The sequence below is a fragment of the Thalassoglobus neptunius genome, from assembly GCF_007859735.1.
Classification (GTDB): Bacteria; Planctomycetota; Planctomycetia; order Planctomycetales; family Planctomycetaceae; genus Thalassoglobus; species Thalassoglobus neptunius.
The window spans coordinates 1-15,694 of record NZ_SIHI01000064.1 but is presented as its reverse complement, the minus strand read 5'-3'; the positions used below and the strand labels follow the sequence as shown (position 1 = coordinate 15,694).

The 15,694-nt window shown below is 53.3% G+C and carries 11 protein-coding genes; 3 read left to right on the top strand and 8 right to left on the bottom strand.

From position 1 onward, the window contains the following. Positions 1–196 precede the first annotated feature (196 nt). From KOR42_RS24145 to KOR42_RS24140, 3 genes are read right to left on the bottom strand one after another with little or no spacing between them, the layout of a single operon-like run. Positions 197–3,517 carry an efflux RND transporter permease subunit gene (locus tag KOR42_RS24145; RefSeq protein WP_146512400.1) on the bottom strand — a complete coding sequence of 1,107 codons (3,321 nt, stop codon included), beginning with the start codon at positions 3,515–3,517 and terminating at the stop codon, positions 197–199. Continuing rightward, the gene (locus KOR42_RS27060) at positions 3,514–3,660 is read right to left on the bottom strand and encodes a hypothetical protein (RefSeq protein ID WP_197441538.1); all 147 of its coding nucleotides are present in this window, start codon (positions 3,658–3,660) and stop codon (positions 3,514–3,516) included. Before KOR42_RS27060 ends, KOR42_RS24145 begins: the two co-directional genes overlap by 4 nt. A gap of 10 nt (positions 3,661–3,670) precedes the next feature. Then, the gene (locus tag KOR42_RS24140) at positions 3,671–5,203 is read right to left on the bottom strand and encodes an HlyD family secretion protein (protein WP_231741108.1); all 1,533 of its coding nucleotides are present in this window, start codon (positions 5,201–5,203) and stop codon (positions 3,671–3,673) included. Between the two features lie 214 nt (positions 5,204–5,417). Between KOR42_RS24140 and KOR42_RS24135 the strand changes: the two genes are divergently transcribed. Beyond that, complete coding sequence (locus tag KOR42_RS24135) at positions 5,418–5,996, top strand: TetR/AcrR family transcriptional regulator (RefSeq protein WP_231741107.1); 579 nt, start codon at positions 5,418–5,420, stop codon at positions 5,994–5,996. Between the two features lie 75 nt (positions 5,997–6,071). Here the strand turns inward: KOR42_RS24135 and KOR42_RS24130 are convergent, their stop codons facing one another. From KOR42_RS24130 to KOR42_RS24110, 4 genes are all read right to left on the bottom strand, one after another. Next, positions 6,072–7,613, bottom strand: coding sequence for an SBBP repeat-containing protein (locus KOR42_RS24130; RefSeq protein ID WP_146512398.1), 1,542 nt, complete (start codon positions 7,611–7,613; stop codon positions 6,072–6,074). 190 nt (positions 7,614–7,803) lie between these two features. Then, complete coding sequence (locus KOR42_RS24125) at positions 7,804–9,270, bottom strand: glycoside hydrolase family 28 protein (protein ID WP_146512397.1); 1,467 nt, start codon at positions 9,268–9,270, stop codon at positions 7,804–7,806. 134 nt (positions 9,271–9,404) lie between these two features. After that, positions 9,405–10,814, bottom strand: a complete 1,410-nt coding sequence (locus KOR42_RS24120; RefSeq protein ID WP_146512396.1) for a sulfatase family protein — start codon at positions 10,812–10,814, stop codon at positions 9,405–9,407. Positions 10,815–11,230: 416 nt separating this feature from the next. Next, positions 11,231–11,749 carry a transposase gene (locus tag KOR42_RS24110; protein ID WP_197441536.1) on the bottom strand — a complete coding sequence of 173 codons (519 nt, stop codon included), beginning with the start codon at positions 11,747–11,749 and terminating at the stop codon, positions 11,231–11,233. Positions 11,750–12,229: 480 nt separating this feature from the next. On the opposite strand from KOR42_RS24110, the gene KOR42_RS24105 reads away from it, so the two are divergent. Then, a complete protein-coding gene (locus tag KOR42_RS24105) occupies positions 12,230–13,855 on the top strand; it encodes a DNA cytosine methyltransferase (RefSeq protein WP_146512394.1) in 1,626 nt (541 codons plus the stop codon). Then, positions 13,855–14,268: a very short patch repair endonuclease gene (locus KOR42_RS24100; RefSeq protein ID WP_146512393.1), complete on the top strand. Its 414-nt coding sequence runs from the start codon at positions 13,855–13,857 to the stop codon at positions 14,266–14,268. Before KOR42_RS24105 ends, KOR42_RS24100 begins: the two co-directional genes overlap by 1 nt. Before the next feature lie 190 nt (positions 14,269–14,458). Here KOR42_RS24100 and KOR42_RS24095 read toward each other — a convergent pair whose 3' ends face one another. After that, positions 14,459–15,529 carry a serine/threonine-protein kinase gene (locus tag KOR42_RS24095; protein ID WP_146512392.1) on the bottom strand — a complete coding sequence of 357 codons (1,071 nt, stop codon included), beginning with the start codon at positions 15,527–15,529 and terminating at the stop codon, positions 14,459–14,461. Positions 15,530–15,694: the final 165 nt, after the last annotated feature.

Sequence of the window (15,694 nt, the reverse complement as noted above, 5' to 3'; positions counted from 1 at the left end):
GAATCATTTCGATCATCTCCCACTGAAGGTCAGTCAGGTCACTTGGGTACGCTTTTCGAATCGCCTCGGACACCGTGCACTCCTTTGCGTTGATGAACCGCAAAGTGTGAACAAAACCAGACTTTCACAAAACCTCAGTTTCCGGATAGCCTCTAAGCGTTGTTAGTCATTGTACGATATTCCTGATTCTTAAAGATTAATCTTGTGAGGTGCTAAGACGAGGCGACGGCGACAGGAAGGAATATAAAACGGGAATAACGAACAATGTGAGCACTGTGGCGAAAGTCAGACCAAAGATGAGCAACCATGCCAGTCCTTGCCACAGCGGTCCTCCAGCCAGAGCGAGCGGAACCAGACCACCAACAGTGGTCGCAGTGGTCAGAAAAATTGGCATCAATCGTTGGCGAGCAGCGTCGATAATTGCATCGAAATATTCCGCGCGGGTCAGAGGGCGGTCGGCCTCGGAAGTTTTTTGTTTGATGACGATGTCGGCGAATTCGACGAACAGAATGGCCGAGTTTAAAACGATTCCGAACAGCGCCAACACTCCAAGTTGTGGCATGAAACCGAATGCATTGCCTGTCACCCAGAGACCAAACAGTGCGCCCACAAGAGCAAGTGGCAATGTCACCATGATGATTAAAGTGCGGGTGAGACTATTAAACTGAAAGATCAACAACAGGATAATTGCGATGAAAGACATGCCGAAGGAACGGAACATCTTCCATTGAGCTTTCATTGACTCTTCAAGAGCTCCGCCGATTTCAATTCGAAAACCGGGAGGCAACTCGGCCTTCAGTTCCTCCATTGCCTCGGAGTTGAAGACGCGATTAGTAATGTCGTTTCCTGATGCTCCGTGATTGATTCGCGATCTGACTTCGATCGTTCGATTCCCGTTGCGTCGATCAATGCTCTCCAATCGCCATTGCGGTTTTACTGTCGCAATGGATGCCAGCGAAACCTTTCCGGCGCCGCTTTCAATGTGAGACAAATTCACAGCACCAAGAGACCGTCGGCTTTCCGGGTTCAATCGGAAGTACACTGGGATTTGTCGGTCGTTCTCGCGATATGTTGTCAGCAGTTTTCCGGAGTAATAGGCGTCGAGCGTCGACGCGACTTCTGTGTTTCGAATTCCGGCAAGGCTCGCCCGATTAGAATCGACATCAACAAATAACTGCTGACCGGAAACACCCCACGAATCGTTGACGTCCCAGGTGTCAGGTTCTGCGTTGACGATCTCCTTAACGCGATTTGCGATGCGTCTTAGTTGGTTGGCGTTAGCGAGCCCGTTGCCCATAACACGCAAAACGACAGGATCTGCGGGCGGGCCGAGTGCCAGTTCAACGGGAATAACTCGAGCTCCAGCGATCGGCGAAAGCCCCAGCGACTCGTCTCCCTGCCTTGCGACGACACGCAATTGCTCGACATAGTCATGTGCGAATTCACCTTTGGTCGTGTGGATTAAAATCTCGGCGTAATTTGGCTTCAGGGTTTCCGGTTCCCATGCAAGATACCATCGCGATCCGCCACCTCCGACGATAGTTCGCATGTTGAGCAAACGCTGTTGCGCCTCTCCTTCGGCATCGACATGCGGACTGAGCAAGCGAATCATCTCTTCAACTTTGCGAGCAACATCGTTCGTCTGTTCGATGGAAGCTGACTCCGGCAAATAGATTTCCACAGCGAATTGATCACGCTGTGTGAGGGGAAAGAATTCGTTCGAAACCGGGAGCTGAGTCGCTAGCATCAACATCCCGATGGATGCGAAGATCGTGATGATTCGATGACGCAGAGCCCAGCCGACAGCGCCGCCATAGATTCGATAGAAGACGCCGCGTTGTCTCTCTGCTTCTGAAGAGGCTGTTGCTCCATTCTTCCTTCGAAGCCTTCGCCAAGCTGTTCCGAACTTTTCCATCAGCCACGGAATTGGCGCGGTGGGACGAGTCGGATCTTTGGGCGGACGAATGAACCACGCGGCAAGAATGACACAGAACGTCATCGCTAAAACCCAACTTACAGCCAGCATGACCGACAGTGTGATCGGCAAGCTGTAGATGAACTCGCGATTGGCCCCGTCCATCGCAATCAGCATCGGGATAAAGGCGGCGACCGTTGTTGCGGTTCCACTCAGCATCGACGGGCCAAGCATTTTCGCACCCGCAACTGAAGCATCGCGTGGGTTCATGCCGGCGATCTGGTTTGTGCGACTCTGGTCACAGACCTGAACGGCATTGTCGACCAACAATCCAAGTGAAATGATCATTGACGCCAGCGACATCTGTTCCAGTTGAACATCAAACAGTGTGATGATTGCCAGCGACGAAATGACCACGAACGGGATGTTGGCTGCCATGACCGCAGCCGTGCGGAACCCGACAACGAGATAAACGAGGACAACGACCACCAGAATCGCCTGGACGATGTTTTCGCCAACTTCGCGAATTCGTTGCTTCACGCTGTCCGACTGATCGGAAATGATGGACACGGCCAGATCGGGCGGCAGCACACCCGTGCTCTGCAACTGGGCGACGCTTGCTTTACAGCGGTCGCAAATATCAATGATGTTCGCACCGGACTTCATCGATACGGCAAGGATGATCGCGGGTGACTCAAATTCGGGAGTCCCGTAGCGGCAAATGCGCTGAGGCGGATCGATGTAGCCTCGCCGAACGTCCAATCCCAAATTCTTGAGTTGAACCTGATTGAATCCAGCATCGCCTCCTTCTTCACCGGTCGCCACGACACCAACGACCAACGAATCGAATGCCTCCACTGCGCTGACGTCACCGCTCGGCTTGACGAAAAAGCGTCCGTCCTTGCCGTCGATCCGTCCGCCCGGCTCCACAATATTGTGTGACTGGGCGAGGGCTTCCATTTGGTCTGTTGTCAGTTCAAGAGTTGACCAGTTCCCTTCGTCAGTCTCGACGTAAATGGCTTCTTCCTGGACTCCGAACCTTCCGACTTGCGAAACGCCGGGCAGCAGCCGGAGCGAATCGCGTATTCGTTCTGAAAACAGGTCAAGTTGTCGTGGCGAGTAGACGTACTGCGGATCAATGCCGGAGTCTTTGTTGAGTGGCTGTTGGTGGACGGCATACAGTAAAACGCTGGTGTCGGAGAATTCGTCGAACAGAAAAGGTGAGATGCTTTGATCGGGCATCGGCACGTTTCGAATTCGGGCCCGCACGCGATCCCATGCGTCGTCCACCCTTGCGCCGGGAACGCTATCTTCGAGTTCAACGAAAATCACGGATTGTTCGCTGCTCGACGTTGATCGAATCAAACGGACTTCTTCAAGCCCGTCGATTGCATCTTCGAGAGGGTCCGTGACCAGTTTTTCGATCTGCTCTGCGGACGCGCCATGCCATCGAGTCGTCACAACGGCGACTTTCAGCGTGAATTCCGGGTCTTCACGTCGCGGCATCGTCAAAAAGCTAACGCTGCCCCAAGCAACCAGCAAGAAAACGATTGTGATCGTGATTGTCGGTCGATTTACGGCAAACTCGGGAAGGTCTCTCATTGCTGGCTCCCCACGACCGGAGAAACCATCACGCGGTCTCCATCATTCAAATAGTGTGTGCCTTCAGAAACGATTTTCATCCCTTCGGTCAACTCGCCCGGTGAGGTCGGAGTAATACGAAGCAGGACTGTCTCTCCAATCACTGAATCGTCTTCAGCAACATCGACAAAGACTCTCCTCGCGATCGGTGTCGTCAATCACATGGATGAAGGTCTGACCTTGTTCTTCGCGGACGACTTTCATGGGTACGTAGAAGCCGTCAGTTGGCTTGTCAGGCGAAAGTGAAATCTGCACGACGTCACCCGACCGTAACAACCAGCGTTGATCGTCAAGCAGTACCTGGGAACCCATCCAGGGGGCCAAAGATGAACTCGCATTTGTTCCAGGCTGGGAAGAGACTGAAGGACTCGACTTGCAGTAAACTCTTCCTGTGATCAGATCGCGATCGACATCCACTTCCACATTCGGATCGGTGAACTCAATCGCGACAAACTTCCACCGTCCGAGATAGGGAATTTCTTCGCTGGTAATCTGAACGGGAACTCTCGTCACCGAAAGCAGGTCATCGCCCGGCATGGTCGGTGTTCCCCACTGGCGATTCGTGATCTTCCAGACGAACGTTTCGCCGCCGATATTGTGAATCGCTTCGCGAACGACCAGCAGTCGGCTGTTGCCTGTAATCATGGGGCCGATATTCAGCGGCATGATTTTGTCGGTCCATGCAATCGACTGATCTGCACACAAAATTGCGTGCTCCGAATCGTCGATTTCATTTCGGACATGAAGCGTCACGGTGAATGTTCGCGCTGCGGGATCAGCAACTGTGTCAACCCGATAAACCATGCCGCTTAGCTGTCGAACATGGCCACTTCCGTCGGTGACTTGAACCGGCAGAATGTCGCCGCGACGATAGCGGCGAGAATCGTGAGCAGTTACTTCAAATTCAATTGTCATCGGGTCCATCATCTGCACGGTGACGACCGGATCCCCTTCTTGGACATAAGTTCCGGGAACAGCATGGATTTGCGAAACCTGACCGGGAAAAGGGCTGAATAGAACCGAGTTTCTCAGACTGCGTTGCGCTTCAGAAAGTTGCTGCTCAGCCTGTAAAACCTGAGCTTCGAGCACGAGTTGACGAGCTTTCGCTTCAGCCAACTCCGCCTGCGAACTCGAGAGTCGGGATTTCGTTGTTGATGCCCGGGTCCGGGCGGCGTCGACCTCCGAACGGGAGATTGCGTTTCGTTGCGAAAGCATTAACGTGCGTTCCAATTCCAGGTCTGCGAGATCGGCCTCAGCTTTGGCAGATTCAATCTGTGCGGGAAGTTGCTGCTCAATCGTGACCTTGTTGGCGTCGCGGTTCAATTTCGCGACCGCGACACTGGCCTGAGCCGATTCGACCGCTATTCGCAGTTGCTCGTCGTCTAGGCGAGCCAGCGGAGTTGCGTCCGATGCATACCGAGCGATCTCTCCACTCATTTGCGGAGACACCAATTCGTTCGGCTCGATGACTTCAACGACGCGGCCCGCAACTTCGAACCCGATCTGCTCGGACTTCCACGTCACAACGGAACCGGTGATGGATCGCGGAGTTGTCGGTGATGTTTTCCGCAACATGGCGATCGCAACCGGTTTGGGCGGTTTCTCAACAGGAACGACTTCGTTCTGGTTTTGCGTGCAACCACTCACGCCGAAACCGCACAAGGAGAGAAGCACTAAGGCCAAAATGCCGAAGTCAGACTTTGTAAAATGCATCGCTTGTCAACTTGTAGGGACCGTGCAGCTGCTTGCAAAAAGTAAACTGTGAAGTATACTCTATTTCATGTCGAGAAAAAGTAAAACCCAAAGTGCAGTTTCTGAATCGAAGCCTCAAAAGCTGACCGATCGCAAGCGAGCGTCAATCGTGCAGGCCGCGGTGAAAGCGTTTCAGAAGTACGGATATTTTTCTGCCAGCATGAACGGAATTGCTGACGCTGCGTCCGTGAGCAAGCGGACGCTGTACAACCATTTCGACAACAAAGAAGCACTGTTCGAAGCGATCATTGAGGAGCTAAAAGTTCGTGTCGAACAGCTCCCAGCATGTGAATTCGACGATTCGCGTGATCTTGCTGAACAGTTGACGGAGCTGGCCCATTCCGAGATCGACTTCTTTACATCGGAGGATGTGCAGGCACTTGCGAGAGCGGGACTTTCGCGTGTGCTTGGCGAACCGGATGCGGGGCAACAGGTCGATCAGCGGTTCTTTATCAGACGAGTCACAGCTTGGATGAGTGAGGCGCAAGCGTCAGGCTGTCTTCTCGAAGCGGACGCAGAATTCGCAGCGATGCAATTCGTCGGCTTATTACGAACATTCGCGTTCTGGCCAACCATCGTTCACGGCGACCCGCCGCCTTCGCGCCGAAAGCGGAACCAAATCGTCGCACATACTGTTGAGATGTTTCTCAGCCGGTATGGAGTGGATGAAAACTTCCAGCAGTCATGAGGCTCCTGCTGAGCGGACGAAGGGGGAGCATTCTTACCTATCACCGATGAACCGGTACGTCACACGACACGAGTTTCAAAACGTGATCTTCATGACAATGACATCCCCAGCATGACAGCCGCCCTGGTAACAAAGTTCCTTGCCGCCTCCACCCCCGGCAAAACTCTCTTGCACAGCCTGTACGGTTGGCCAACCCTCGCCATTCGTCGAGCCGACGAGATAAAAGGATCCGTGCTTGTCGAGAAAGCTGGAGCGTCCGTAGTCATAACTCGGCCCGCCCAGATAACTCGCGAATTTTAGACCGGAAAAATCAGACTTCAGCGAAACAACAATGACGTCGTTGTCGCCGGACTTCTTCCCTTGCAGCGCATCGGGCGTCATGGGGAAATCCGCTGACGAAGTCGTTCCAGTAAAGTAAACCTCTCCCTGGTCGTTCGCGTAAACACCATCCACGCCGTCGATGTTGCTCCCGCCAAGATAAGTGCAGTGCAACAAGGCTCCTTCCGGCGAAAACTTGGTCACAACGATATTCCGTTCCCCTTTCAAATGAGGCTGAACGACTCCCGTGGTGGCGGGCATCTCATCGTTGTCGGAGGAATTGACGAGGTAGGCATTTCCGTTCTGATCGATGGCCATGCTATGCGTGCTATTGCCGAATTCGTTCCCAGCAGATCCAAAGTAGGTCCCGTACAGTAGGTGCTTCCCATCAGGACTCAGTTTCGCAATGTAAGCATCCTTGCCACCGTTGTGAGAACGGTCATGAGCACCGGGAGTCGTCGGGAGATCCGCGGATTCCGTGGTCATGTTGATGTAGACGTTCTTCTGCGAGTCAATTCGAATCCCCGCGTTCGGCACTTCCAGTTGGCTTCCACCGAGCCATGTCGCCCACACAACATGGCGTCCGTCAGTAGTCACTTTCAACGCACCGCAATCGGCTCCTCCACCCGGAGTGGGTTGAAACGCCCCTTCAAACCACGACTTTGGCGGCATGGCGCCATTTCCCGGATAGCTTGTTGGAAGATACACATCACCGTCGTCATCGACTGCGATGTCCCGGCACAGAAGACCGACCCCGACGTACGAGGCCCAGACGACCGCCGTTCCTTCAGGATTGATTTTGGCCACGAAGCCGTTTTGCAATCCGTAAATGCCCCCATCGTCTCCCTGGAAATCAGGTTGAAAAGCATCCTTGGTGACAGGAAATCCTGGCCCTGCCCGGCCTGCAACATAAACGTTCCCTGCAGCATCAACTTCCACGGCATACGCCCGATCATAATTTGGTCCCCCCAACAGGGTTGACCAGATCAGCGTCCCTGAAGCATCGAATTTGGAAACGAAAACGTCACAGTAGCCGCCTGATCCAATCTTGTCGCCGGACTTTTCGTGAACAGTCTGCAGAGCATTTTCCGTCGTTGGGAAATCACTGGAACGGGTTCCACCAACAACATAAACGTTGCCGGAATCGTCGACGCAAACATCTCTCGCATGTTCCCATTCGGACCCACCCAGAAAAGTTGAGAATGAAATCTCAGCGGCCGGCAATGCGGAGCTCACCAAGCCACTACATATCACAACGACAATGAATGGCCATCCGGACTTCCGGTCGCACAATTTCATCCTGTTCTCCTACTCAATGGGCTCGCAGCCCAGTATGTCCGAACTAAGACTGTCAGCACGAAGCTGACAGAGGCTCCTCGCGGCAGTCGGGATCCTATCATAATCCTCAGAAAGCTCGCCAACCTTTAAGCAACAGGAGCCGATTGATGAGTTCGAAAAACGATGCAGGTTCGATTTGCCGACATCTGCTTCACTTCACTTCGACAAAGCCTTCGACGTCGTCGAGGTGCAGCCTTTCTCTTGCGTCGGAATTCCGAACTGATAGTTCCACATTCTCGAAGACGATATTTCTCGCGTGGCGGATGTAGGCTCCCCAGGAAGGCAACACGCCAAAGAAATATTGCTCCGGGTAGCGATCAACGTCTTCGGGAACGCTGCGAGTGGAATCTTCCTGCGTTCCGTGACCGGGGAAGGAGATGCGAACGTTCTCGAGGACGATGTTTTCCACGTAATGGCCGGGGATTCCGGTGATCATGATCGGGCCTGATTTCGATTTCTCGGCATCAGTAATACCGGGAGTATCGTCAGGCTTAAGGTTCTTGTATGCCGCACGAAGTTTCTTGTCCCGGTCTTCAATAACGACCTTCGCAACAACATCTCGAATTCGCACGTTCTTGAGCGTTCCCACTCCAGCTGCGTTGCGATCTCCGAACGTGTTCCCTCGATTCCCCAGCCGAATGAAGATCGGACAACCGGCATCCTCCATTACAATCCGTGAAATATCGATGTTCTCAAGCTGTCCGCCATCGACAAGCTGCAGCTTGATCGCGCCCATCGGACTGTCATAGAAGTAGCAGTTCGTGACTTTGACATTGATGAATCCCCCGCGTGACGACGTCCCGAATTTCAACGGAGCGGTGTTGCTGGAAACCCGGCAGTCTCGCACGACGATGTTTCGACAGGGGTGTTTCGAACTCTTCAGACAGATGGCATCGTCGCCGGAATCGATGTCGCAATTCTCGATCAATACATCTTCACAGCCATCGATGTCGAGCCCATCGTTATTGAAGTTGTTGTTACGAAACCGAATCGTCACTGCGGAGAACTTCAGGTTTCGACAGTCGATCAAATGAAGTCCCCAGAACGCGGGCCGTTTGTAAGTGACTCCACTGAACGTCACATTCTCACAGTTGACCATCCGCAGCAATCGTGGACGCATTCCGCGATTCCTGCCACCCGAACGGTTGCGGGGAAAGTTCTCGGGAGTTCCGCGACCGTCGATCACGCCCAACCCGCTGATCTCGATATTGCGAGCATCCTTCGCGTAAATCAAACAATGCGGCCCGCCTTCCCGGGGATCGTCGAGACCTTCCGTTGGGTAGTCTTCCTTGTTGATGCTGCCCAAGAGAGTGGCTCCATGATCCAGCGAGAGATTCACGTTGCTTTTCAAAATGATCGTGCCAATCGGAAACTCTCCCGCCGGGACGCGAACAATCCCTCCGCCCGATGCGTGACACGAATCGATGGCAGCTTGTACGGCCTCCGTGTCGAGGGTTACGCCATCCCCCGCGGCGCCGAAACTCTTAACATTTATCACAATTTCAGGAGCGGCTGTCGTTGTGAGCGCTGGCGGTTCATCCGCAAAAGCCGAACACGACCAGAAGGAATTCGCCGCGTGCGCGAGTCCAACGACAGCAATCATCACGAATTGATTCATGGTCCTTCTTTCAGTGGTGCACTTTTATATTGGGTTCGCACTCCCTCGCACGAGCAAACTCAGCTTTTTAGTGAGTGAAACAGAACAAGCCAGTGCTCAGGAAAGAGCAACTGCTCTTGCTTCTGTTCCGACGATCAATTCGACTTGCCGAGCGACTTGCGCTCTTCGGAGAAGACATCTCCTGACGGTTTCGCGGGCAGTGACTCCTTCCAATCGTCAAGCTGTTGAACCATCGCTGCGACGATTTCCGGATTCGAGGCTTTTACGTCGTCCTCTTCGTAAGGACTGGCTGCGATATCGTAGAGTTCGACATGACTGCCATCCGCATTGCTGACCAGCTTCCAGTTCTTGTGGACAACAGCGTAAGAAACCCAGTGGTCGGGGCGGTTTGATGAAGCAGGCCAGCGAGACGGATACTTCCAGAACAACGACTTCTCACGAACGGGTGCGGGCGTTCCCTTAAGCACGTCGACTTGGCTCACACCGTCCGGTTGATATCCGACAGGCAATTTGGCGTCGGCGATTTCGCAAAATGTTGGCAGCAAATCGACTGCAGAGATCAGTGAGCTATCATCGACTTTCCCAGCTGCGATTTTGCCCGGCCAGCGAGCAATGAAAGGCACACCGACGCCTCCTTCGAAGAGTGATGCCTTGTATCCTCGGCGACCGCCGGTGATTCCTTTTGAAGCGGCAGTCCCCCAGCCAGCACCAGTTGCGGTGTCGTAGCTGAGCGTCAGTTCGGCATTCCCCGATGCTCGGGCTGGTCCATTATCGGAACTAAAAACAACCAAGGTATTGTCCGACAGACCCAGTCGATCCAGAGCGTCGAGAACTTCGCCAATGCGGTCATCTGCATGAGACAGCACCGAAGCATAGATTTGGTCGGTCCGGTCTTCCAAATGACGAAAACGCCATTCGTATTTGGGGACCGTGTGAAACGGCGTGTGAGGTTCATGGAGCCAGAGATTGACAAAGAACGGCTTTCCATCAGCAACGGCGGACTCGATAAAGTCGATGGTGTGCATCGCGTCTTCGTGTACCGGCATTTGCTCCCCGGAACAATTGAACGCGCCGTAAGCATCGTATCCATAATCGCCGGGTGATGGCGAATCAGGAATCATGTTGTTCGCCAAGTGCCATTTTCCAAAGTGAGCCGTCGCGTAGCCCGCCTTCTGAAGCATGCGCGGCAACAAAGGAGCTTGTTGGTCCAGCCAGTCAGGCATGTTACGTTTGGCGTTACTTGGCACCCAGGCAAAGTGCCCATCGATGTTGTACCTCGCTGGGAAATGGCCAGTGATCACCGCAGTACGACTGGGCGAGCAAACTCCGCTCGCGACGGTGAACCGATGGAAGTCGGTCCCTTCTCTGGCAAGTCGATCGATGTTCGGAGTTTTGACATACGGATGGCCGTGGCAACTTAAGTCACCCCAACCCCAGTCGTCCGCAAAGATGAAAAGAATGTTCGGCTTTTCGTCGGCCGATGCGATCGCCGTCCCGGCAAATGCCAACAGGATCAGGATAAGGAGTGCGCTGTTTGATCTCATGGATTCTTTCTCGTGGGGACAGGTAATGAGCGGGTATTTCGGAGTGGAAGATCACTCTTCAGTTTAATGCTCTTGGCGAAATGCCGGGCTCGAATGTATTCGTCTCGTACTTTTACTTTGTGGCTTCTATTTTTGCAGCCTGCCACCCAACGCCGTTAACCGTATGAAGTCAGTGTTAGGGGTGTGATTTTTTGGGCGAGGAGGTTCAGGTCAGCTGAAGGTGACTTGATTGTCGGTGGACCGGGTGGTTTGCGAGTTCGACGCTGCGGATAAGTTCGGAAGCTTTTCCGTTTGCGTTCATAACGATCGACCACGGCGCTTCGAACAGCACGGATCAGTGCGCGACTCGTCNCAAATCGAGCGAAGCCATGATCTATGTGGCTTCCATTGGTCGCATGCTCCGCCGCTTAGCTCCTTCACCCAACCAAGCTCCGTTCAAATACCGACTTACAGCATGAAGAGGATTCCGGATAGGCTCTCAGAACGCTGGTCACCAACCAGACGCTTTCCTTGCAGGTTGGCACTTCCACCAAACGCAACTTCAGCGGAGGCAACGTTTTCTTCGCAGCATTCTCAGGCCACAGCCAGACTCGATCCTGATCAGACTGCCAGTGTCCTAAATCTCTCAGCAGATGAATTCCAGAACCAACACGAATCACAAAGTGAATCTCGTTCTCAAGCAGCGTCGGCCAATACTCGTATCCTCCATATCCCGCATCCGCGACCAGCAAACTGTTCTCCGGCAAGGAGTCCTGCAACGAGAGCAGGTGTTCGCGTTCGCTGGCATTGGCCGTTCCGAGTTTCCATTCCCACGGCAGTCCTGACTCGAGGTGCCACAACAGAGTGACCCACAAACTCGGAATTTCCGATTGCTTACGAGCCCGTTTGCGATGCCTCCCCCGCAGGCGGCAATTCGGATTGAGACCTTTGGTCAACCGCTGTTGGTTGGCCTTCGTTCGGTCGTACGTCGGTGGGCTCGTGAAGGGTTTTGAGCGAAAAGCGGCCTGAGTTGAAAAGACAAAGTGACATCGCAAAAACTCGAAGCCTCGGACTGGGTTCGAGTGCAGTTTCGATTGCTTCCGAGTGAACACATGTCACTTCTCATCGTTACTTTCACTTCGCGCCATCCCACACATGATCAGTTCTTGAAACGACTTCAACTCAAAACCATCTGTTGAACAGGAAGAGCATCATTAGATTTACCAAATATACGATCTTCAGAACGAATTCTCCACCGATTGACCTGCCTCAAGCTTCGCAAAATGCCATACTTCTAATCGAATGACTCTCAAGTCGTGCTTCTCAACGTGCGGAAGCCGACTTGAACCTGCTTGCGGAAAGAGGAACGTGCGATTCGAGACGTGCCATTGGAACCCGCCAGAAAGGTTAGACAATGAACGGATGAGGGGGAGTAGATGGCGGCCGAAATGCAGATCCCGGTAATCGACGTATTCGCAGGGCCGGGAGGCCTAGGTGAAGGATTCAGCTCATTTTCCGCTGAAGGGTGTAACCCTTTCCGAATAGCGCTGTCGATCGAAAAAGATACCCACGCTCACCAGACTCTTCGTCTGAGGAGTTTCTTCCGCCAGTTTGCCCGGGGTAAAGCACCGAAGATCTACTACGACGTGCTTCGAGGTGACCTCTCTTTGGATGAATTGCCCCGGCGCTTGATGGAGAAAAGCACTGAACATTACAGGAAGTGGCAGGTCGCAGAAGCCGAGTCGCTTCATGCCGAACTCGGCGTGAAGTCTTCACATGCTAGTATCAGCGAAAAGATCGCGAAGGCAATCGGGGACCGAAAACGACACTGGGTACTGATCGGCGGTCCGCCATGTCAGGCTTATTCAATCGTGGGGCGCGTGCGCAACCGAGGGAACGATGACTACAAGATTGAGGAAGATCACCGGTCGACTCTGTACCGCGAATACCTTCAAATTATCGCGGAGCATCAACCTTCCATTTTTGTTATGGAGAACGTTAAAGGGATGCTGTCGGCCACTCTGCAGAAGCAGAGAATCTTCGAGCAGATTCTCTCAGACCTTTCCGCCCCAGAGGCAACTCTCCCGAACGGTCAACTTCTCCGCTATCGCATCGTCCCCATCGTTGACCACAGCCGATCGAGGCGCGACCAGAAGCTTCTCCCGACAGATTTCATCGTGGCGTGCGAGAGATTCGGCGTACCTCAGAGACGTCACCGCGTCATCCTGATTGGCATTCGGGAAGACCTCGGTGATGTCAACGTACCGACTCTCAAGCCATCGGAACCACCAACAGTCCGCGAGATGATTTCCACTCTCCCACGCCTTCGCAGCGGGTTGTCCCGAAAGTTTAACGGTAAGGGCTACATACCGCTCAAGGATGACCCACAGCTGTGGAAGGAAGTCATCCAGCACTGGACAATAGACAGCGGCAACGATGCCCTTTGGCTCGATACACTGGCGGACGATGATCCTGCGACCCACACGTTGATTGTCTCCACAGTGGAAAAACTACGAATTCCGCAAAAAGACCGTAGAGGTGATTTCATTGCCGCCGAGAAAACTCCTGACGCACCGGCAGCACTTAAGAAATGGATTGTCGACGATCGACTCAAAGGCACGTGCAATCACGAATCTCGACTTCACATGGACTCCGACTTGGCCAGATACATCTTTGCTGCCTGCCATGCTCAAGTACATGGGGACTCGCCCAAACTTAACCAGTTTCCGCGCCGACTCTTGCCACGACATGCGAATGCGAAAGATGAGAAGCTCATTTTTGACGATCGTTTTCGCGTACAGGTTGCTGGCTCACCAGCGACAACTGTTACATCGCACCTTTCAAAGGATGGTCACTACTTCATTCACTACGACCCGTCGCAGTGCCGCAGTATGACAGTACGCGAGGTCGCACGTCTCCAGACGTTTCCTGACAACTACCTCTTCTGCGGTCCGAGAACTGCTCAGTACATCCAAGTTGGAAACGCTGTCCCGCCATGGGTTGCTTGCCAGATAGCTGAAAGTGTTTGGAAAACGCTTGAAGACTCAGGGAAAATTGAGTGATGGCAGACAGGATCACTAAAGAACGCAGAAGCTGGAATATGGCGCAGATACGCGACCGGGACACAAAGCCTGAAATCGCAGTTCGATCGATGCTTCATCGTCTGGGATTCAGATTTCGCCTGCACCGTTCGGACTTGCCTGGAAACCCCGACATCGTGCTCGCAAAGTACAAGACGGTGGTCCTTGTTCACGGATGCTTCTGGCATCGGCATCGCAACTGCAAATACGCCTACACGCCGAAATCACGCACAGAGTTCTGGGAAGTAAAGTTCGCGAGAAACGTCGAACGAGACCTTGAGGTTCGGCGCGAGCTTTGTAAGTTGGGATGGCAGGTGGTTGTCGTCTGGCAATGCCAACTGGCGAAACCTGACATGTTGGCAGAAAGGCTCCTCAAGATCCGGGAAGGAGTATGAATACTGTTGACGAAGGATGCAGGACAATTTTAGATCGTTTCCTGGCAAACGACTCGAGTATCGATCCGAGTGAGTTTGAGCATCCCGCTTGGAGTCGCCCAGCGATAACTAACTAGTGGGGGCAAGCTTACGCGAAGGTTGTTGCTGCGATTTGCGAGTCAGACGTGGATTTTGACAACCTACAGCACAATCAGTTTAGCTTAAACGTTTCCTCAAACGCCTTCAGAAATTCAACGCGCAACGCAGCAATATCTCGGTAGCGGATCTCTGGATTGCGATCAGTTGCTTTCAGGTAGACAGCCTTGAGCGATTCAGATAGACCTAGGTGTTCACGATCTGGTGGAGGGTGTGAGTCGGTAAATGCCTCCCAGATCAGCACGCCCACGCTGTAAATGTCGGTGCGATGATCTGTACTCTGGAAGTTCTGGTACTGCTCCGGGGCCGTGTACCACTGCGTCCCCCAACCTCGCTGAGTTGTTGTTCGAAACGAGGTGCTCAAAGGGGCCGTGGAAATGAATTTTGCCAGACCGAAGTCGGCGAGGACCCATGTTCCATTGGGAAGCCGCAGGACATTATTGGGATTGATGTCTCGATGGATGACTGCAGGACTTCCGGTGTGGAGAGCTTCGACAGCGTCTATGATCGATAAGACGATCTCACGTCGGGCCGGCATTTGATCCTCACGACGCAGATTTGATTTGCGGTCGGCATAGCTGGTGAGGGAGCCGTCTGCGAAATCCATAACGTATGCCGGGAAGTCTCGCTGTGATTCGAGATTGTCTTCGTAGAGCGTGATAATTTTTTTATGAGAAAGAGACTTCAGGACACGAATCTCTCGACGGAATCTCCGCAGAGCTTCCTCGTCATGAACTCGATCTGTCCGAATGATTTTGAGGGCAAAGACCTGTGACGTGTTTGTATCGACGCATGAAAAGACGATTCCGCTTCCCCCTTCGCCAATTTGGTCCAGCAACTCATACTTCTGAAAAGCTCGTGGAATCTGGATTGGATTTGGTTCGAACAAGTTGGGCGTAGCCTTTGCACGGTTCTCCCTCATCAAAACCTCAGCGCATTCATGCAGAGCTTCACGCTTGTTTTGCCAATGCTCATACACTCGCTTGCCAAGCGGAGTCAGGTTTCGCAACCCACGACGATGGGCTGCGATTTCCGGATCGACACTTGCGAAGTTCTCCAGGCGCATGGCGATCGCACCTGGGGGCCGACCGAGTAATCTTGCCGCCTCCTGTGGCGTGCTCCCCATTTTCTGATCCAGATGTTATGAGAGTCAACCGACCGATTTTGGTTCGAGGAGACTTTGATGACGAAGCGACGACGACGTAAGCCTGAGCAGATTGTGAAGCTGTTGCAGGAGGGGCAAGCGATGTTGGCGGCAGGAAAGTCGCTGGCTGAGGTGTTGCAGAAGCTG